Source organism: Mesorhizobium sp. M1252 (genome assembly GCF_040318265.1).
Classification (GTDB): domain Bacteria; phylum Pseudomonadota; class Alphaproteobacteria; order Rhizobiales; family Rhizobiaceae; genus Mesorhizobium.
In genome coordinates this window covers 264161-282674 of sequence record NZ_JAMYLX010000004.1, presented here as the reverse complement: position 1 = coordinate 282674, position 18514 = coordinate 264161, and the positions used below count along the sequence as shown (strand labels likewise).

At 63.9% G+C, this 18514-nt stretch carries 19 protein-coding genes; 6 read left to right on the top strand and 13 right to left on the bottom strand.

From position 1 onward, the window contains the following. Both NKH22_RS10600 and NKH22_RS10595 read right to left on the bottom strand, forming a co-directional pair. A complete protein-coding gene (locus NKH22_RS10600; RefSeq protein WP_023691639.1) occupies positions 1-762 on the bottom strand; it encodes a 3-hydroxyacyl-CoA dehydrogenase in 762 nt (253 codons plus the stop codon). A 106-nt stretch (positions 763-868) separates the two neighbouring features. Beyond that, complete coding sequence (locus NKH22_RS10595; RefSeq protein ID WP_023691638.1) at positions 869-1405, bottom strand: GNAT family N-acetyltransferase; 537 nt, start codon at positions 1403-1405, stop codon at positions 869-871. Between the two features lie 271 nt (positions 1406-1676). Between NKH22_RS10595 and NKH22_RS10590 the strand changes: the two genes are divergently transcribed. Beyond that, positions 1677-2663, top strand: a complete 987-nt coding sequence (locus NKH22_RS10590) for a glutathione S-transferase family protein (protein ID WP_023821623.1) — start codon at positions 1677-1679, stop codon at positions 2661-2663. Positions 2664-2679: 16 nt separating this feature from the next. On the opposite strand, the gene NKH22_RS10585 is transcribed toward NKH22_RS10590, so the two are convergent. Then, positions 2680-3180, bottom strand: a complete 501-nt coding sequence (locus tag NKH22_RS10585; RefSeq protein ID WP_031195394.1) for an NUDIX domain-containing protein — start codon at positions 3178-3180, stop codon at positions 2680-2682. A gap of 71 nt (positions 3181-3251) precedes the next feature. Here NKH22_RS10585 and NKH22_RS10580 point away from each other — a divergent pair, with 71 nt between their 5' ends. Beyond that, complete coding sequence (locus NKH22_RS10580) at positions 3252-4178, top strand: metallophosphoesterase family protein (protein WP_023683636.1); 927 nt, start codon at positions 3252-3254, stop codon at positions 4176-4178. On the opposite strand, the gene NKH22_RS10575 is transcribed toward NKH22_RS10580, so the two are convergent. From NKH22_RS10575 to leuA, 4 genes are all read right to left on the bottom strand, one after another. After that, entirely contained in the window at positions 4179-4796 is a 618-nt protein-coding gene (locus tag NKH22_RS10575) for a hypothetical protein (protein ID WP_023817388.1), read from the bottom strand. Between the two features lie 84 nt (positions 4797-4880). After that, positions 4881-5684 (bottom strand): alpha/beta fold hydrolase, encoded by an 804-nt coding sequence (locus NKH22_RS10570; protein ID WP_023817389.1) that lies wholly within the window; start codon positions 5682-5684, stop codon positions 4881-4883. A gap of 103 nt (positions 5685-5787) precedes the next feature. Beyond that, a complete protein-coding gene (locus NKH22_RS10565) occupies positions 5788-7557 on the bottom strand; it encodes a tetratricopeptide repeat protein (protein ID WP_352909491.1) in 1770 nt (589 codons plus the stop codon). Positions 7558-7749: 192 nt separating this feature from the next. Then, a complete protein-coding gene (gene leuA, locus NKH22_RS10560) occupies positions 7750-9426 on the bottom strand; it encodes a 2-isopropylmalate synthase (RefSeq protein ID WP_023821622.1) in 1677 nt (558 codons plus the stop codon). A gap of 482 nt (positions 9427-9908) precedes the next feature. Here leuA and NKH22_RS10555 point away from each other — a divergent pair, with 482 nt between their 5' ends. Genes NKH22_RS10555 through NKH22_RS10545 form a run of 3 tightly spaced genes read left to right on the top strand, consistent with a single transcriptional unit; the run spans position 9909 to position 12171 of the window. Next, complete coding sequence (locus tag NKH22_RS10555; protein WP_023821621.1) at positions 9909-11075, top strand: ATP-grasp domain-containing protein; 1167 nt, start codon at positions 9909-9911, stop codon at positions 11073-11075. Positions 11076-11080: 5 nt separating this feature from the next. Beyond that, positions 11081-11857, top strand: a complete 777-nt coding sequence (locus tag NKH22_RS10550; protein WP_023821620.1) for an esterase family protein — start codon at positions 11081-11083, stop codon at positions 11855-11857. Then, a complete protein-coding gene (locus NKH22_RS10545; protein WP_031198271.1) occupies positions 11857-12171 on the top strand; it encodes a nuclear transport factor 2 family protein in 315 nt (104 codons plus the stop codon). Before NKH22_RS10550 ends, NKH22_RS10545 begins: the two co-directional genes overlap by 1 nt. 10 nt (positions 12172-12181) lie before the next feature. Here the strand turns inward: NKH22_RS10545 and NKH22_RS10540 are convergent, their stop codons facing one another. Further along, entirely contained in the window at positions 12182-13717 is a 1536-nt protein-coding gene (locus tag NKH22_RS10540; protein WP_023821618.1) for an MFS transporter, read from the bottom strand. 146 nt (positions 13718-13863) lie between these two features. On the opposite strand from NKH22_RS10540, the gene NKH22_RS10535 reads away from it, so the two are divergent. Next, complete coding sequence (locus tag NKH22_RS10535) at positions 13864-14760, top strand: LysR family transcriptional regulator (protein ID WP_023821617.1); 897 nt, start codon at positions 13864-13866, stop codon at positions 14758-14760. A gap of 53 nt (positions 14761-14813) precedes the next feature. On the opposite strand, the gene NKH22_RS10530 is transcribed toward NKH22_RS10535, so the two are convergent. The 5 genes from NKH22_RS10530 to NKH22_RS10510 all read right to left on the bottom strand — a co-directional run bounded on the left by NKH22_RS10530 (position 14814) and on the right by NKH22_RS10510 (position 18450). Next, positions 14814-15566, bottom strand: a complete 753-nt coding sequence (locus tag NKH22_RS10530; protein WP_023669968.1) for an SDR family NAD(P)-dependent oxidoreductase — start codon at positions 15564-15566, stop codon at positions 14814-14816. 45 nt (positions 15567-15611) lie between these two features. After that, positions 15612-16700 carry an AbrB family transcriptional regulator gene (locus tag NKH22_RS10525; protein ID WP_023711109.1) on the bottom strand — a complete coding sequence of 363 codons (1089 nt, stop codon included), beginning with the start codon at positions 16698-16700 and terminating at the stop codon, positions 15612-15614. Between the two features lie 80 nt (positions 16701-16780). Then, positions 16781-17089 (bottom strand): putative quinol monooxygenase, encoded by a 309-nt coding sequence (locus tag NKH22_RS10520; protein ID WP_023691624.1) that lies wholly within the window; start codon positions 17087-17089, stop codon positions 16781-16783. Between the two features lie 79 nt (positions 17090-17168). Further along, on the bottom strand, positions 17169-17948 hold the full coding sequence (locus NKH22_RS10515; protein WP_023686180.1) for an SDR family NAD(P)-dependent oxidoreductase: 780 nt from the start codon (positions 17946-17948) through the stop codon (positions 17169-17171). 73 nt (positions 17949-18021) lie between these two features. Continuing rightward, positions 18022-18450 (bottom strand): DsrE family protein, encoded by a 429-nt coding sequence (locus tag NKH22_RS10510; protein ID WP_023686179.1) that lies wholly within the window; start codon positions 18448-18450, stop codon positions 18022-18024. Positions 18451-18514 lie beyond the last annotated feature (64 nt).

Sequence of the window (18514 nt, the reverse complement as noted above, 5' to 3'; positions counted from 1 at the left end):
CTATTTCGGCGCCATGCGGATTGCCCCATCGAGGCGGATGGTTTCGCCGTTCAGCATCTGGTTTTCGACGATATGCAGGGCGAGCGCGGCATATTCGGACGGCTCGCCGAGGCGGGACGGGAAGGGCACGGCCGCGCCGAGCGAATCCTGCACCTCCTGCGGCATGCCGGCCATCATTGGCGTCTTGAAGATGCCGGGCGCGATGGTGCAGACGCGAATGCCGGAGCGCGCCAGGTCGCGGGCAACCGGCAGCGTCATGCCGACGACGCCGCCCTTGGATGCGGCATAGGCGGCCTGGCCGATCTGGCCATCATAAGCGGCCACCGACGCGGTGTTGACGATGACGCCGCGCTCGCCGCCCTGCAGCGGTTCGAGTTTGGCGGCACGGTCGGCAACGAGGCGGATCATGTTGAAGGTGCCGATCAAATTGATCTCAATCACCTTGCGGTACTGGTCGAGCGGATGTGGACCATCCTTGCCGATGGTCTTCAAGCCGATGGCAATGCCCGCGCAATTGACCAGGATGCGCGCTGGCCCAAGTCTCTTTTCCACCTCGGCGAGCGCGGCCGCACCGCTGTCGGCGCTGCTCACATCGCACTGGATGGCGGCGCCGCCAATGTCGCCCGCCACCTTCGATGCCCGGTCGATGCCGATATCGAAAATGGCGACGCGCGCGCCCTTGTCGGCCAGCGCGCGGGCGGTTGCCTCGCCGAGGCCGGAGCCGCCGCCGGTTACGATCGCAATCTGGCCGTTCGGGTTCATGCTGCGTGCTCCGTGCTGCTCCGGGTCATGCTACGGAGGTCGCCGCCATGGTGCAACCTGACCAATGGGGATCCATCGCGGCCGCTGCCGCGACCGATCCTGGAGCTCAGGCCATCACTGGTGCCTGCTCGGCGATCCTGGCCAGGTTGGCATGGCCGACCTCGCCGGAGAGCCGCGCCACGGCACCGGGCACGATCTCGTGCGACAGCAGCCGGTCGAGGTCGACCGGGCGCGGCATGGAGATCTGGCCGCGGGGGATCTTTCTGAAGCCGAGCGGGCCGTAATAAGGCTCGTCGCCGACAAGGATCACCGCCGGCGCGCCGGCCTTGGCGGCCGCCTCCAGCGCGATCGCCACGAGCCGGCGGCCGATACCGAGATTCTTGAAGGCGGGCCGCACGGCGAGCGGCCCGAGCATCAGCGCGCGTCCGGCGCCGGCGGCGATGCGGGTCATGCGCACCGAAGCAACTACGATGTCGCCATCCATGGCGACAAAGGATAGCGAGCGCTCGTGGCCGCCGGTCTCGCGGATCTTGTAGGCGGCCAGCACGAAACGGCCGGGGCCAAAGGCTTCGTCGTTGATGGCTTCGATTTCGGGATCATGCGCCGGAGTTTCCGGCAGGTATTTCACGTCGGCAAGGCTCATGGTCTTCGCGGTCCGATAAAGAGGAAAGGTTGCTGCAAGCGGCAGCGTTCGCCAGTCAGCGCTTTCTAAGCGCGGGCGCCCTTTCGTCGTCGGTCAAACCGGATCAAGCCAAGATCGAACATGCGGAGTGTCCGCTAGCATCAATTTCCGGCGGCTGCAATCGGCTGTTTTCATCCGGCGTTTCATACGAGTGACGCTCTGTTCAGCAGATGACGGCTTCGGCATTGCCGCCTTGCGACTACATTGGCCAAGGCAAGCAAGGAGATTTCGTATGGGATTGCTGGTCGAAGGCAAATGGCAGGACCGTCCGGCCAATGTCGATAGCAGCGGCAGGTTCATCCGCGCCGAGACGCAGTGGCGTGACTGGATCACGCGCGACGGCGCGCCGGCGCAAGGTCGTACGCGCGGCTTCAAGGCCGAGCCCGGACGCTACCATCTTTATGTCTCGCTCGCCTGTCCGTGGGCGCACCGCACGCTGATCTTTCGCGCGCTGAAGAAGCTAGAAGACATCATCCCGGTTTCAGTCGTGCATCATTTCCTCGGTGCTGAGGGCTGGACGTTTTTGGCCGAGGATGGCGCCACCGGCGACACGCTCTACGGCCTCGACTTCCTGCATCAGATCTACACCAAGGCCGATCCAGCCTATTCGGGCCGGGTTTCGGTGCCGGTGCTGTGGGACAAGAAGGAAGAGACCATCGTCTCCAACGAATCCGCCGAAATCATCCGCATGCTCAATTCGACCTTCGACGAGTGGGGCGATGCCGCTCTCGATTTCTATCCGCCAGGCCTGCGCGGCGAGATCGACAAGGTCAATGCGCTGGTCTTTCCAGCCGTCAACAACGGCGTCTACCGCGCCGGCTTTGCCACCACGCAAGCGGCCTATGAAGAGGCGTTCGGCGAGCTGTTCGCGGCGCTCGACACGCTGGAGGGCCGACTGTCAAAACGGCGCTATCTCACTGGCGAGCGTGTCACCGAGGCCGATTGGCGGCTGTTCACCACGCTGGTGCGTTTCGACCCGGTCTATGTCGGCCATTTCAAATGCAATCTGCGCCGCATCGCCGACTATCCGAACCTTTCGAACTATCTGCGCGACCTCTACCAGGTGCCCGGTATCGCCGGCACGGTGAACCTGCACCACATCAAAATGCACTATTACGGCAGCCACGAGAGCATCAACCCGACGCGCATCGTGCCGGTCGGGCCTGGGCTCGACTATGGCGCGCCGCACGACCGGGCGCGGTTCAGGCAGGCGGCGTGAGCATCGGATTGACAGCCTACCAGTACGGCGATACCGGCTCGCCTTCAAAAACCTCGGCAAGCCGCCGCAGCGTCGCCGGCGTCGTGCCATGCGGCAAGCGGTCGAGCGGAAAGAAGCCTGCTTCGGCGATCTCGTGGTCCGGCAGTTTCGGCGCGGTCTGGTTGAAGGTTTCGATGAGATAGAGGCCGACATGGTCGCGGCGGCTGGAGCGGCGGTTGAAATGCATCGATTTCAGCACCGGCTGGGCTGTCAGCGCGATGTTGCCTTCCTCGGCCAGTTCGCGCACCAGCGCCTCACCGAGCGTCTCGCCGACTTCGACGCCCCCGCCCGGCAATTGCCAGCCGGGAACGTAGGTGTGGCGGATGAGGAAGACAGTGTTCGAGGCGCGATCGTGGATCAGGCCGCGCACGCCCAGTGTCATCGGCCGCCGCAGCAGGAAATAGAGATGGAACAGCCTTGCCCTGAGGCCTGCCCAGCCGGTCTGGCGAAACGCCTGCTCCGGGTCCGATATAGCCATGACTAGCGAAACCGTGGATGGGCAGGAAACAGTGAGTGGAAAGCGGGGAGCGCGTCGCCTATGAAGGAAGGATGTTCAGGCTCGCGCATATTTCCGATGTCCATCTGGGGCCGCTTCCCGGTGTAACCTATCGCGAACTCGCGTCCAAGCGCGTCGTCGGCTACGTCAACTGGCAGCGCAACCGCCGCCGCCATATGCACGATGCCGTCATCGACACCATCGTCGCCGACATGAAGGCGAGCACACCCGACCACCTCACCGTTACCGGCGATCTGGTCAATCTGGCGCTCGACGGCGAGATCGAGATGGCCAAGCACTGGCTTGAGACGCTGGGTTCGCCGGAGGATGTCTCGGTGGTGCCGGGCAACCACGACGCCTATGTGCCGGGCGCCTTCGACAAGGTCTGCCGCTCCTGGGCGGCGTGGATGAGCGGCGACGGCGTGACTGCGCCGATCGACCGCAACGCTTTTCCCTATCTGCGCGTACGCGGCAATGTCGCGCTGATCGGCGTTTCGACGGCGCGCGCTACGGCGCCGTTCATGGCCAATGGCTTCTTCCTCGAAGGTCAGGCGCAAAGGCTGGCGACAGTGCTCGACGCAACGAACAAACGCGGCCTGTTGCGGGTGATCATGATCCATCATCCGCCGGTGCGCGGCGCCGTCGCCCAGCAAAAGCGCCTGTTCGGCATCTCCCGCTTCCACAAGACCGTTCATAGGCATGGCGCCGAACTCGTGCTGCACGGCCATTCGCATCTGCCGTCGCTGTTCTTCATCGGCGGGCGCGGCGCCAGGATTCCGGTCGTCGGCGTCGCCGCCGCCGGGCAGTCGCCAGGCAGCAAGAACCCGGCGGCACAGTACAATCTGCTCGATATTGACGGGGAGAAGGGCAATTGGCTGATTCGCCTGACGCGGCGCGGCCTGACCGGGCCGGCCTTGCCGCCATCGGACCTGCAGGTCATTGAACTCGGCGCGCAGACACCGAGGCCTCCAGATCGTTGATCAGAAGCTGATCTTCATCGCCATCAGGCGATCCCAAAACAGCGCGGCCGCCACCGCCAGGCCAACAAGCGCGCCGGCGGCGACCAAGCCGAGACCGGAAAGGAACGTCGACCAGCCCCTGCGGGGCACGGCTGCTTGCAAGGGCGGCTCAGCTTCCGGCACGGCGGCGCGTTTCAGGTCGGCGACGGCCGGCTCGACACCGCCCTCCATCATGCGCTGGCGCTCGACGATACGCTCCGCCACATAGCGCGTGACCTGATCGGCGACCGGTTTCATATCGGTCGATTCGGCGAGCACGACGCGGCCGATGCGGGTATCCCTGAGAAAGCGGTAGGTGCGGCGGTCGCGCCCCATGGCGACATGGCTGACGGCGTCGATCCACAGGCGGGGCTGCAGGCCGGAGGAGATGACGAAGTCGAAATTGTCCATGTCGGCGGGCACGTCGGCAAAGACCGGGGCGAGCTCAGCGGCGAGCAGATCAAGCCGCATCCGGTGCGCCTCGCGCATGTCGACCACGACATCGTCGCGATCGGCGAAGGCATTTTTCACATCGCGAACGGCGTCGGACAGTTTGCGGGAGGTGTCGATGGGGGTGATGTTTTCGCCAGTGTCCTTCATCGGCGTCGCCTCGCTGATATGGTTAATTGCGAGTTAACACAGGCGGCGGCAAAATGCACTGGCGAGATGCGGGGCGCAAGTAAGTTAGCTCGCCGCGGCCTCGAATGTCGGACGCAGGCGCCTGCCGCGGCGTGCCATGTTTCGGCGCACGGCCTGGGCGACCACATCAGGTACTTCCTCGACCAGCATATGGCCGGCATCGAGCACGTGATGAATATGAAAATGCGCCGGCAGACAATCAGCCTGGGTAAAGGGCAGCACCGGATCGTCCGTTCCCCAAACCACCATCACCGGCATGTCGAGGGTGTCCAGCTGTTCGCGGGGTATGACCCCCTGCCGCTCGTTCCTGGTCATGACGGCCGATATCTCAATCAGCTTGCGCAACTGGCCGGGGCGACGGCGTAGGTCCGCCAGGACGCCAACGATGCGTTCGGGCGGCGGGCTTCGCGGTCCCGACATGGCGGCAAGGCAGGCGCGGATTTCCCGTCTGTCGGCGGCCGCGGCGTAGCGGCGCAACAGCGGTCCGTTGATCTCGGGGCCAACACCGCCCGGCGCCAGAAGCGTCAGCGAGCCTATCCTTTCAGGCTCGGCAAGCGCCATCAGGGAGGCGACCGCGCCGCCCATCGAATGACCGGCGACATGCACCCTTGCTATCCCGCGTGCGGCGATATCGGCGAGAACCGCTCGCGCCGCTGTTTTGGCCGGGCCGCTGCCAGGAAATTCGAGAGACAGTCCGTGTCCCGGAAGATCGTAGGCCAAGGTCCTGACATCGGGCCCTAGCGACGCGGTCACCTCGCGCCAGATATCATGGCAACGACCGAAGCCATGCAGCAGGACGACCGTCTTCGGCCCGGCGCCCCGCTCGGCAACATAGAGGGATGAGACCATGAAAATGTGCGATTATTGCAAGACTGGAGAGGAAATTCGAATCGAGGCTGGATTGCTCCCAGTCCAGACCGATGGCCAGTAAAGTTTTCGCGATCCGGAAAGACTAGCTGGCGTTGTCGAGGCCCGCGGCGCGCAGCGCCTCAACCAGCCGGTCGGTCAGATCGGCGGGATATTTGCGCTCGGCGAAGGCCGCGCGCGGATCGGCGGCGAATTTCGGGAATTTGGTGGTCAGCTCATCCAGAAGCTTGGCTGCCAGCTGTTCGCGGCCGGCAGCCTTGGCGCCGATCAGCCGCGCCGCCAGATAGTGCGATTTCATCGCCGTCGTGCGCAGCGACTCGCTGGCTATCGCGGCCTTGTTCATGTCGCCCAGCATGAATTGCCCGGCGAAAAGCCCAAAATCCCACCATGTCGGATGGCCGCTGAACGTCTCAACGGCATGGGTCAGGATGGGTGTTCCCTCGGCATATTTGCCGGCAAAGATCAGGCCATAGCCGTAAGCGGCAGCCATGCCGAGGTCGTAGGGGTTGAGCTCATAGGCCTTGCGCATCCAGCGGATCGATTCCTCGGTGTTGCCGAGGCGCGAGTTGAGGTAGCCGTAGGCGCGGTGCGCATAAGGGCTGGTCGGTCCCATCTGGATGGCGCGATGGGCGAAAGACATTGCCTGTTCGACCGTCGCGCCAGGTGGATAGGCGTAATGATCGGTGGCGGCCTCAAGGGTCAGGGAGGCCAGTTCCGAATAGACCAAGGACGATTTCGCACCCTGGCCGGCGAGCTTGTCCAGGCAGCGATAGGCAGCCTCGTGCGTCCTGGTGCTCTGGTCGAGATAGTATCTGTCGTTGAGGATCAGGCAGCTCGTCAGCCCGGTCTGAATGCCGTTCTGTTCGATGTAGCTGTAGAGCGGGCCGGAGGCGGGAATGGTCGAGCTGAGGATGGCGGCGATACGATCCTCGACGGTGCCAGGTGCGCTGTCGGCGGCCGTCAGACTGCGGGACAAAAGCACGCGGCCGGTCGCCACGCTCTGCAGTTCGAGCGTCACGTCACCTGCCATTGGTCCCGGCAGGACATCGAAAACGAAGCTGGTCGGGTCGGTGCTTGGGTCGCGCTTGCTGTCGGCGTCGCGGCCGATGAAGTCGATGGTGTCGAAACCGGCAAGGCCGGCGCGCAGCGAAGCGGTGACGCGGCCGGCCTCGGGGCCGGTGGCCTTCACGGCGATGTAGACGAGGGGCAGGGCCTCCATCGACGGCGATGCGATGCTGCTCGTTACGCCAGCAGTCTCGACCACCGAGGTCGGATCACTGCTGGCAAGCAATGCGCCGCTGCCCTGGCGCAGGATGAGCACGCCCAGCATGAGGATGACCAGCGTCATGGCGACCCAGAAGAACTGGAGATGGCGCGCCAGCGAAGGCCCAGGTTCTGTAACCCCCGCGGCCGTCGCGCCAGCGGGAACGGCGTCAAGAGCCGTCTGGTCGGGCGATCCGGGCAAGGCGGCTACCGCCGCCGCAAGCGGCTCCTGCCCAACCGGCAGGCGTATGGCGTTGAGCTCATAGGACGGCACGTAGCCGCCGCGCGGAATGGCAATGCGAACCGGTTCGGCTATGCCTTCATTGGCGAAATAATGCTGGAGAAGTTCGCGCAGCCGGCCTGCCTGCACCCGGACAACGGCGTCGGTCGACGAATCGAAATCGCCGTCCTTGCCGAAGACGTCCATGGCGATGGAGAAACCCTTGAGCCTGTCGGCTTCGCCGGCCTGCTCGCGCTCAACAAGATAGCGCAGCAACTTGCGCGCGCGCTCGGAACGTCCGAACGTTTCGCTGGCGAGCAGTCGCTCCAGTGTCTCGCGCACTGCGGGGGCGGCAGGCGTGGCATGCTGCAAGTGTCGATCCTCTCGAAGTCGGCACAGGTTGAGGCGCAATCATATAGAGCCTGCACTTCCATACAAGCATGCTTATGTTATGCGATCGCGTAACACACCGGATAGTTGCCGGTGGTTGACACAAAAAACCGGAATTTCCCTCGGCAAATGGGGGATTTCCGGGCGCCGCGGACATTCGGCGCCCGGGAAATATCAGCCGGCCTTGCGGCCGATTATCCGGTTGGCGGCCGAAACAACGGCTTCCAGCGAGGCGGCGACGATGTTGGTGTTGATGCCGGCGCCGAACAGCTTGCTGCCGGGATATTCCATCTCGACATAGGAAATCGCCGAGGCGTTCGAGCCGCGCTGGAGCGAATGTTCGGAATAATCAAGCACCGACATGTCGACGCCAACATGACGCGACAGCGCATCGACGAAGCCGTCGATCGGGCCGGTGCCGGAGCCGGCGATTGTCGTCTCCTTGCCGTTGTCGAGGATCACCGCCTCGACCACGCGCCGGCCCTTTTTCTCGGTATCGGGATAGGTGTGATGGTCGAGGAACTTCAGTCGTGCGCCGGGCTGGTCGACATAGGTTTCGATAAAGCGGTCATGGATGCGTTTTGCCGGCACTTCCTTGCCTTCGGCGTCGGTGATCGCCTGGATCTCCTGGCTGAACTCGATCTGCAGGTTGCGCGGCAGATTGAGGCCGTAATCGGCCTGCAGTACATAGGCGATGCCGCCTTTGCCCGACTGCGAGTTGATGCGGATGATCGCCTCGTAGCTGCGTCCGACATCGGCCGGATCGATCGGCAGATAGGGCACTTCCCAGACCGGCGTGTTGGCCTTCTTCAAGGCCTTCATGCCCTTGTTGATGGCGTCCTGGTGCGAGCCGGAAAAGGCGGTGTAGACGAGTTCGCCGACATAGGGATGGCGCTCGGAGATCTTCAGCTGGTTGGAATATTCGTAGACGTCCTTCATCCGGTTGATGTCGGAGCAATCCAGATGGGGATCGACGCCTTGCGTGTACATGTTGAGCGCCAGCGTCACGATGTCGACATTTCCGGTGCGCTCGCCATTGCCGAACAGCGTGCCTTCGACGCGGTCCGCACCCGCCATCAGGCCGAGCTCGGTGGTGGCGATGCCGGTGCCGCGATCGTTGTGGGGGTGCAGCGAGATCAGCAGGTTCTCGCGGTCGTCCAGGTTGCGGCACATCCATTCGATCCGGTCGGCATAGATGTTGGGCGTCGACATCTCGACCGTCGACGGCAGGTTGATGATCAGCTTGTTGTCGGCTGTCGGCTTCACGATCTCGGTGACGGCGTTGCATATCTCCAGCGCGACTTCGAGCTCGGTGCCGGTAAAGCTTTCGGGCGAATATTCGAAGCGATAACCGCCGCCGGCCTTGGCCGCCATGTCGGTGATCATCTTGGCCGCGTCGGTGGCGATGCGCTTGATACCGCCGACATCCTTCTCGAAGACGACGCGACGCTGCAACTCGCTGGTCGAATTGTAGAAATGCACGATCGGGTTGGTGGCGCCCTTCAGAGATTCGAAGGTGCGGGTGATGAGTTCGGGACGGCACTGCACCAGCACCTGTAGCGAAACATCAGCCGGCACATTGCCTTCCTCGATGCACCAGCGGGCGAAATCGAAATCGGTCTGCGAGGCCGAGGGGAAACCGATCTCGATCTCCTTGAAACCCATGTCGAGCAGCAGGGCGAACATGCGCGCCTTGCGCTCATGACCCATCGGATCGATCAGCGCCTGGTTGCCGTCGCGCAAATCGACCGAACACCAGATCGGTGCCTTGTCGATGACCTTGTTGGGCCAGGTGCGGTCGGTGAGACCGACCGTCGGGTAGGGCTGGTATTTTCGGGCCGCGCCCGGCATGTGGCCGGCCGCGCGTTTTACGCTTTCGGCTTCGCCGGCGCGGATGTCTTCTCGTGCGTTCATCGTCTTGTTCTCCCGGCGGCTCGCGGATCGGTCTTCGGACGGATTCCAGGGCGAGCAGCGCCTTATCAGATTTTCGTTCGCTTGATGTGAATTGCCAATTTCTGAACTGGCCAAGGAGCGTGCGCGTAAGCGGCGGTTCGACCGCCGGGCGCTCCTTCAGCGAACCCGGCGATCGCCGATAAGGCCGAGAAGAAGCAGGGTCGATGCCAGCGCGCGCACGGTCTCGCCGGCAAAGCCGGTCGGACGGGAAGCGACGGAGGAGACGCGCGTGTTCATGGCGGGGTTCATACAGGAGCCGTCATGGACAGGCAAGTGGGCTGCCATTCCACCACTCGCGAGCACTCTTCCCCATGCGCGGCAAATGCGCCAGACTTGCGTGTGGCCGAGGCCGCAATGCTTCGCCGTCGGAGGGATCATCCGTGAATTTTGTTTTCTTCTCGCCGCATTTTCCCGCCAACGGCGCCGATTTCTGCGACCGGCTGAAAAAGGCCGGCGCTACGGTGCTGGGCATTGGCGATGCGCCTTATGAGGCGCTGGACGGGAAGCTGAAGGTGGCCCTGTCGGAATATTACCGCATCGCCGACATGGAGGACTACGATCCGGTGTTCCGGGCCATGGGTCATTTCATCCACAAATGGGGCCGGATCGAGCGCTTCGAGTCACTCAACGAGCATTGGCTGGAGCTGGAGGCCAACATCCGCACCGACTTCAACATCTACGGCACCAAGCTCGATTTCGTGAAGAATTTGAAGCGCAAGAGCCGCATGCGTGCATTCTTCCGCAAGAGCGGCGTCGACACCATCGCCCAGCGCAAATGCTCCGACCGGGCCGGCGCCATGACCTTCATCCGCCGCGTCGGCTATCCCGTGGTGGTGAAGCCCGATTCCGGGTCCGGCGCCTCGAACACTTTCAAGATTTCCAACGCCAGGGAGCTTGACCAGTTCTTCAGAGACAAGCCCGAGGACGTGACCTTCGTCATGGAGCAATTCATCGAGGGGCTGGTGGTGACCTTCGATGGGCTGGTCAACCGTGACGGCGAGGTGGTGCTGGCGGCCAGCCACCGCTACGACCAGAGCATCATGGAAGTGGTCAACAAGGATCGCCACATGAGCTACACCTGCTTTCCCAAGGTCCGACCGGCGATCGAAGAGGCCGGCCGCAAAATCCTCAAGGCGTTCGACGTGCGCGAGCGCTTCTTCCACATCGAGCTGTTCGAAACCAAGGACGACCGCGTCATCGCGCTTGAGGTCAACATGCGGCCGCCCGGCGCCTGGATGACCGATGCGATCAACTACACGTTCGACATCGACGTCTACGCGGCCTGGGCGGACATGGTGGTGAAGGATGCCGCCGGCGGGCCTTACGAGGGCAAATATTTCACCGCCTATGCCAGCCGCAAGCAGCACCTCCACTATTTGCACAGCCATGAGGACGTGATAGCCGCGCATCGCGACAAGATCGTCCATCATCAGCCAATTGAAGAGGTTTTCAGCCGCGCCATGGGAAATTACGCCTACCAGATGCGCTCGAAAGACGAAGCAGCACTGCGCGCGGCCGTCGCCTACATCCACGCGGAAAAGGCTTGAACGCGATGGACATCTCCTATCACAAGCATTTCTCCGGCAACCTCGGCCGCGACATGGAATACAAGCGCTACGGCCATGCCGGCCGGCCGGTGGTGGTGTTCCCGACGTCGCAGGGGCGGTTCTACCAGTTCGAGGATTCCGGCGGGGTTGGAGCGCTGGCCGAATTCATCAATACCGGCCGCATCCAGCTGTTTGCGGTCGACGGCGTCGATTCGGAATCGTTCTTCAACAAGCATGCCGGCGCCGCCCACCGTATCGGTCGCCACGAGGCTTATTTCCGATATGTGCGCGAGGAGGCGCTGCCGGAGTTTCTGGCGACCGCCGAGCAAGCCAATGGCGGGCGCAAATTAAAGCCGCTGTTCACCGGCTGTTCGATGGGCGGTTATCATTCCTCGAACTTCGTCTTTCGCTTTCCCGAACTCGCCAGCGGCGTCATCGCGCTGTCGGGCGTCTATTCGGCGGGCGACTTCTTCGGCAAGGTGCTGGAAGGCGACATTTTCTACAATTCGCCGCTCGACTATCTGCCCGGCATCGTAGACCCAAAACTGCTTGCCCGGCTGAAGTCGCTGAGGATGATCTTCTGCTGCGGGCAGGGCGCCTGGGAAGAGCGGATGCTGGTCGAGACGCGCAGGCTGGAACAGATCCTGCGCGACAAATCCATTCCCGCCTGGGTCGACTATTGGGGCGGCGATGTCAGTCATGACTGGCCATGGTGGCACAAGCAGCTGGTCTATTTCTTCGGCCGCTGGCTGGATGACGATCTGATGCACCGGCTCGATTGATGACCACACCCGAACCTATCCGCCGCTTTATCGAGGCCACCAATGCGGGTGATAGCGAAGCCGTTCTCGACACGTTCACAGCCGACGCGTCCCTGACCGACTGGGGGCGGTCCTTCCAAGGCCGCCAGCAGATCGCGCGCTGGAACCAGTCGGACAATATCGGCGTGAAGTCCAATCTTAGCATTGTCCGCATCGCCGAGGTCGAGGGCAGCTACCGCGTCCGCATCGCCGTGAAAGGCAATGGCTTCAACGGCGAGGGTGACATGACCTTCGTGCTGGACGGCCACCGCATAGCGAGCCTCGCCATCTCCTGACACGGCTCAGCTACCCTTCCTGGCAAACCGGCAGAGCAATGGTCTCGTGTTCCACCGCCGATCCACGGCGCAAGCCGAGAAAGACGACAAGAGCGGTGACGATGGTGATTGCCGCCAGCACGATCAGCAGCCTGTCGAACGCGGTCTCATAGGCCTGGACCAGGACCGTGGCTCCGGCACCCGGCAAGTGGGCTGCCGCTTCGCCGATGTTGCCGGTCACCAGCAGCTGCGCGGCGGCGGTTGCATCCAGGGAAGATGCCGTTCCCTGAGCCGCCAGTTGGGCTGCCGTGAAACCCGACAGGACTGCCATGACGATCGCCAGCGCCACGCCTTCGCAAGCGACGCGGGTGGTGTTGAAGATGCCGACCGCCATGCCGGCACGCTCTTTCGGCACGACGCCGACGGCAAGTCCGTCCATCAGCCCCCAGGGCAGGGCGATGCCGACGCCGATGAGGATCAGCGGCGCCACCAGCGCTGCGACGACAGGCGGTGTCAGGCTCAGCCAGACAAGGCCGCCGGCGGCCACAAGCAGGCCGACACCGCAGATCGTTGCCGGAGCGATCCAGCGCGCTACCTGGCCGGCGAGCAGTGGCAGGATCAACAGCGGTCCCGACAGGCAGATCATCAACTGCCCCGCCTTGATCTCGCTCATCCCCTCGATGCCGATGAAGCGGATAGGCAACAGCACCAGCAGGACGACGAAGCCATAGGCGGGAGCGGCCGCCAGGAACTGGACGCCGACGAAGCGGGGAAAGCGGAACAGCGAGAGATCGAGCATCGGCCGGCGCACGCGCCGCTCGACGACGACGAAAGCGGCAAAGCAAAGGGCGGCCGCCACGAGAAGCCCGATCACCAGGGGATCGGTCCAGCCGCTCTGCGGCGCTTGCAGCACGCCGTAGGTCAGCGATGCCAGCGCGATCGTAAAGGTGCCGGCTCCCGCCCAGTCGAGGCCGGTCGAATCCGGATCGCGCGATTCCCTGATGGTGCGCAGGCCGAGCAAAGCGGCTGCAATCGCGAGCACTGCCACCAAGACGAAGATCGATCGCCAGCCGAAAGCATCTATGAGCAGGCCCGACGCGATCGGCCCAAAAGCGAGGCCGATGCCGAAACTGGTGCCGAGGAAGGAGAAGGCGCGCAGCCGCAATGGCCCATCGAATTCCTGGGCAAGAGCGGAGGCGCCGCCGGCAAAGGCGGCGGCACTGCCGAGCCCTTGCGCAGCCCTGAGCACATCGAACCAGACGATATCAGGGGCAAACATCGATCCCAGCGATGCCAGCACATAGGTGGCGAGGCCAACAAGGAAGAGCCGCTTGCGGCCATGATTGTCGGCCAGTGCGCCTGATGCCATCAAGGTGGCGGCGAAGGTCAGCATGAAGGCGTTGGTCACCCAGTTGAGCGCGATCGGGCTGCCGCCGAGGTCGGCCGCAATGCGGGAAAGCGCGACGGCCGGGCCGGTGAAGGTCAAGGGCATTGTCATGGCGGCAAGGCATACCGACAACAGGACAAGCCATGGCGCGACCGCGCCGTTTGTGGTCTTCGAGGTCATGGATTTCCTATCTGAACCAGGATCCGCCGGCCTGCCGCAAGCTTGCTGCGCCGGTCGTAACGGGAAGATAGGCTCGCGACACTTCGAGAAAAATAGTGTTAAATCTCCAGATATACCGGACTGAAACGCTCGAATGGAGAGATGCGATGGAACGCCTCAATGGGCTCCTGGCCTTTGCCCGCACGGCTGAGTTCGGCAGCTTCATCGCTGCGGGCCGCACGCTCGGCATCTCGGCATCGGCCGTCGGCAAGAGCGTCGCCAGGCTCGAGCAGGATCTCGGCGTCAGGTTGCTTCAGCGCAGCACGCGCCGCATCGGCCTGACCGAAGAGGGCAAGCTGTTCAACGAGCGGGTGCGGCGCATCCTCGACGACATCGACGATGCCGAGGCGATGCTGTCGCGGAGCCGCGAAACACCGCATGGGCGGCTGCGCGTTTCGACGCCGATCGTGACCTATCATTTGCTGTTCCCGGTGCTGTCCGAGTTCATGGCGCGCTATCCCGAAATCGAACTCGACATCGACTTTAACGACCGCATCGTCGACCTCATCGACGAAGGCGTCGACATCGCGATCCGCAGCGGCGACCTGCCGGATTCGCGCCTGGTGGCGCGGCCGCTTGCACCCTTCCGGCTGCTGTTGTGTGCGGCAACCTCCTATATCGAGCAGCACGGCAACCCGAGCCGCCCGGACGATCTCGTGAACCATTACGGCATCCGCTTCCGCTTTCCCAACAGCGGCAAGCTGCAAGGCTGGCCGTTCATCGGCGGCAGCGCCGAGCCGCAGGTCCGCTCGATGCTGACCTGCAACAACACGGAGGCGCTGAAGGGCGCCACGATGGCCGGGCTCGGCATCAGCTCGATGCCCGATTTCCTGGTCCGCGAGGCGCTGCGTGACGGCCTGCTGCGCACGGTGCTGGACGATCATGTCGACGGCCGCGGCCAGTTCCGGTTGCTTTGGCCGTCCAATCGCCATTTGTCGCCAAAGGTTCGCGCCTTCGTCGACTTTCTTCCCGACCGGCTTGCCGCGACGCTGAGCGGCTCTTGAATTAGTCCTTCGCGGCCGACAGCGACGGCGACAGCAAGGAACAGCGGCGCTTCTCAGTAGGTGGCGCGGCCGCCGGAGAGATCGAACGTTGCGCCGGTGGTGAAGGAATTTTCGTCCGATAGCATGAAGGCGATCATCGCAGCCGCCTCTTCGACTTCGACGAACCGGCCTCGCGGCACCTTGCCCAGCATGTAGGCGACCTGGGCCTCAGTGAGCTGTTCGAGGATGCGGGTGCGGGCGGGCGATGGGGTCAGCGCATTGACGGCGATGTCGTGGCCAGCCAACTCCTTACCGAGCGATTTTGTCAGCGCGAGCACGCCGGCCTTGGCGGCGGAATAGGCGGCGGCATTCGGATTGCCTTCCTTGCCTGCGACCGAGGCGATGTTGACGATGCGGCCGTAGCTGCGCGCGATCATGCCGGGCACCAGGCGCTTGCAGCAGTAGAAGACGCCGTTGAGGTCGATGTCGATTATCTGGCGCCAGGCGGCAGGATCATAATCCGCCACCGTCGCTGCCGGTCCGGCGATGCCGGCATTGTTTACCAGCAGATCGACCGGACCAAGCGAGCGCTCGGTTTCGGTCGCGGCGCTGTCGACGGCCTCCATCAGCGATTGATCGCACAGCAAACCCTCGACCCGGCCGAGCGGGGCGAGTTCGGAAACGGCCTTCGCCATGGCGGTCTCGTCCACATCCCAGATGGCGACGCTGGCGCCCGATGACAGCAGTCGCCGGGCGACAGCAAGGCCGATGCCTTGCGCGCCGCCGGTCACCACGGCGACCCGGCCTGAGAGATCGACGGCATTCACACGACGTTTCATGGGCACTTTTCCTCTTCCCTGGATATTTGAATCTCAGTCCCTGACGGCTCTCGCCACCAGCCGCGCTATGCTCGGCCCGGCGATGAGCACGACCAGGAAGCGGGTCGACTGCAAGGCCATGACGAAGGATATGTCGACGTTCTGCGCGGCGGCGGCAATGATGGCGACGCTGTCCATGCCGCCGGGGCTGGTCGCGAGATAGGCGGTCAGCGGATCGATACCAAGGACGTGGCTGATCAGCCAGGCTAGCCCGCCGCAAAAGGCGATCAGCACGACGATAGAGCCGACGATCTGCGGCAGCGCCCGTGTCGCATGACGCAGGATCGCCCGGGTAAAATTCAGCCCTATCGACCAGCCGACCATCGCATAGGAGAGCGCCAGCAACCATGGCGGCAATTGCATCGCCACGCCGAAGCCGAGATGGACGATGGTGCCGATGATGAAGGTGCCGAGGAAGAAGGGTGACGGCAGCCGGCACAACCGGCCGAGCAGGCCGCCGACCAGCGCCACGCCGAGCGTGGCGGCAAAGGCTGCCGGTTCGATCGGCGGGAACCAGACGATGGCTGGTACCTCGATGCCCGAAGTGTCGACCCACATCTTGGCGACGAGTGCTGCCGTCATCGAGACGAAGATGACGCGCAGATACTGCATGAAGGCGACGAGGCGCTGATCGGCGCCGAAGGCACCGGCCATCAGCACCATGGCAGTGGCAGCACCCGGCGACGAGCCCCAGACCGCGGTGGTGCCGGGCAGGATGCGCCAGCGGCTGATCAACCAGCCAAGCAGGCTGGACGCCGCAAGGGTCGCCAGCACCACGACAAGGACCAGCGGCCATTCCTTGTAGAACACCGAAAAAATGTCGGTGGAGATCGACGCCGCGACCAGACAGCCGACCAAGGCCTGGGCGGCGGCGAACAGCGGCCGCGGCACGCGCACCGTGGCGCCATTGGTGCCGGCAAGGATCGCCGCCAGCATCGGGCCGATCAGCAGCGCCGCCGGCAGTGCGGCGTATTCCAGCGCGCCGGCGAACAGCAGCGAGACGATCAGCAGCACCAGCCACTGCCGAACCGGACGCATGCGCGCCATGCGTTCGACGGCCGGTTGGTCTGGCGAAGAGTCCATGTTTGGGTCTTAGACCTGGAAGAGAAAAATGCGAACGCTGTCTCGGACGAAATTCACGACCCCGACCCCGCGTTGGGATGTCACTCGTTCTTGATGGCGGGCAGGCCGAAACCGCCGGCCGGATGGGTCTCGACCTGGAATTCGAAGCCGGCGATGATCGGCCGGGCCTTGGCGATCGCTGCCTGGACCTCCGGCAGCTGCAGCGAAGCCTTGTGGCTTGCGGCGTCGGTCCACACTTCGGTCACCCAGATCGCGTCGGCATCGGCCGGGTCGCGGGCGATGACATAACTCAGGCAACCCGGCATGGCGCCGGTCGAGGCTAGCAGCACATCCATGATCGCGTCGCGCTGGCCGCGCGCCGCCCGCATCTTTCCGATCAATCCGTACATTGCCTCTCCCCTTTCTTCCAACCTCAGCAAACGTGCGCACGACATGCATGGTTGCGAGACGCAGTATGCAATTGCCGGCTCACGGCATCAACTGGCCACCGTTCACCTCGATCACCTGGCCGGTGATGTAACCACTCAGGAGATCGGAGGACAGGAAGAGATAGGCGCCGACGCAGTCTTCGGCCGTGCCGGCACGCCCTTGAGGAATGGTGGCGACCATGCCCTTCATCTGCTCGTCGGTGGAATAGCGCTCATGGAAGGGTGTCGCGATGGTGCCCGGCGCCACCGCGTTGACGCGGATGCCGAAGCCGATCAGTTCCTTGGCCATGCCGCGCGTCACATTGGAGACAAAGGCCTTGGCCGAACCGTACAGCCCGGCGCCGCCGCCAGCGCCATTGCGCGCCGCGATCGACGAGGTGTTGACGATGAAGCCGCCCTGCTTCTTCAGCCATGGCATCGCCTTGCGCGAGGCCGTCAGCACCGAGCGGGCATTGAGGTCCATCACCGCGTCGTAGTGCGCCTCGGTCTGCTCCGCATAGGGCACGCGGCCGAGCATGCCGCCGGCATTGTTGATCAGCCCGTCGAGCCGCCCGAATGTTTCGGCGCTCTCCTCGACTACCCGCTCGACATCGGCTGCCTGTGAGAAGTCGCCCTGTGTCAGGAACACCTCACCGCCGCTGTCGCGGATGTTTTTGGCCAGCGTTTCTGCGGCCTCCCGGCTCGAATTGTAGTGCAGGGCGACCCGGCATTTCTGGGCGGCGTAGGCCAGTGCAAGGGCGGCACCGATGCCGGTCGAAGCGCCGGTGACCAGCACCGCCTTGCCGGCAAGATCGGGGATGACGAGGGTGGTCGCGGTCATGAGCACTTTCCTTCGGGCTGTTTGGCCACCCTTCGTAGGCTCTCATGGCCTTCACGTTCAAGCCCGTGGCGGCTCAGGGCCGGAGATAGGCGTAGCCCTGGCGCTGCAGTTCGGCGAGCTTGACGACGCCGCCCTTGTCGGCGGCGTGGAAGCCCTCGAGCAGGTCGGCAAGCGTGATCTCCATGCCTTGCATGGTGTTGCCGCAGGCATGCGGCTCAAGGCCCTGCTGGACAAGGCCGGCAAAGCGTCCCGAGATCGCCGCCGATATGCCTTTCGACTTGAAGCCGGCGAGGGCCGGACCATGCACGACCAACACGATGTCGACATTGCCGCCGGTGCCTTCATAGTGGTTCTTGATGTTGCCGAGCACGAAGTTGACCTTATCGAGGTCGCTGAGATGATAGGCGACCTTCGGTCTGTCTTCAGCGGCGGCGGCCCGGCTCAGCCCGAACAGGCCGGCGGCACCGGCAAGGCTGGCCCGGAACATGTCGCGTCGACGCATGGCATCCTCTCGGCTTGGCGCTCCCCGCAAATTGCGTGGCTGCGGCCATGATACTAGCATAAAT